Origin of the sequence: Streptomyces flavofungini (genome assembly GCF_041028215.1) — a bacterium.
GTDB classification, from domain to species: domain Bacteria; phylum Actinomycetota; class Actinomycetes; order Streptomycetales; family Streptomycetaceae; genus Streptomyces; species Streptomyces flavofungini_B.
Map to the genome: position 1 here is coordinate 1 of NZ_JASKYR010001508.1, position 479 is coordinate 479.

Sequence of the window (479 nt, forward strand, 5' to 3'; positions counted from 1 at the left end):
CGGTGGGGGAGGGCCCCGGCGAGGGCATCTGGAGCCGGGACTTCGGGCTGTTCTTCGGGGCCAGGGCCGTGGCGAAGCTCGGCGACACCATGCTGCCCGTGGCGCTCGCCGCCGGACTCCTGCGGCACGGCCACGGCGCGGGGGCCGTCGGCCTCGCCATGGCCGCCACCACCGTCTGCTTCGCGGGACTCGTCGTCTTCGGCGGGGTCTTCGCGGACCGGTTCAGCACCCGCCTGCTCATGATCGGCGCCGACCTCGTCCGGCTGGCCGCCCAGTCCCTCGCGGCGGTCTTCTTCTTCACCGGACATGTCGTCCTCTGGGAGATCTGCGCGATCGGCGCGGTCAACGGCGCGGCGGCGGCGCTGTTCCAGCCCGGCGTCGCCAGTACGGTTCCGCGCCTCGCCGCCGACGTGCAGAAGGCCAACGGCGCGATCCGCGTGGCCGAGTCGACCGCGTCCCTGGCGGGTCCGGCCGTGGCC

At 74.7% G+C, this 479-nt stretch carries 1 protein-coding gene; it reads left to right on the top strand.

Annotation, left to right across the window (positions count from 1 at the left end):
- Positions 1 to 2: 2 nt before the first annotated feature.
- Positions 3 to 479 (top strand): MFS transporter (locus AB8Z36_RS41915; RefSeq protein WP_369218550.1); only part of this gene is annotated, 477 nt, incomplete at its 3' end.